We start from the raw sequence: 412 nt of genomic DNA, 5'->3' as shown, positions 1-412 counted from the left end.
TTAGATACCCATCCTTGATCCTGCATATCTGATTAGTCAGGACAGCTGTCTTGAATGATCCCTGTGACATATATCCCGGCATCTTAGGGCGACCCGTGAAAGCTTCAGGATTCCTTCCATATACTTTTACAGCTTCAAAGAAAGACTTATAGTCCCTAAGAAGGAGTTTCAATATCTGCTGATTAGCCTGTGACGGAAGGGCATAGTATGCCTTATCCCTTGTTATCTTAAGCAGATGGTCAAGAGCATTATATGTGAGCCATTTGCTAGCGCCAAGATACTTAGTTCCTGTGAGATTATCCCTTACGAGCCTGTAAACCAGCATCTGATTTGGGAAAAGAGGCTTGAATCCAGCCATTGAATCAACCGATGACGAATACTGCCTTAAGATGAAATTTGCCCTGTTGTACAG

At 43.0% G+C, this 412-nt stretch carries 1 pseudogene; it reads right to left on the bottom strand.

What is annotated here, in order from left to right:
• Positions 1-412 (bottom strand): annotated as a pseudogene (locus D6855_RS16600) (RNA-guided endonuclease InsQ/TnpB family protein); the annotation flags it as partial.

This window comes from Butyrivibrio sp. CB08 (genome assembly GCF_003625485.1).
GTDB lineage: Bacteria > Bacillota > Clostridia > Lachnospirales > Lachnospiraceae > Butyrivibrio.
This window is presented reverse-complemented; position numbering and strand designations above follow the sequence as displayed.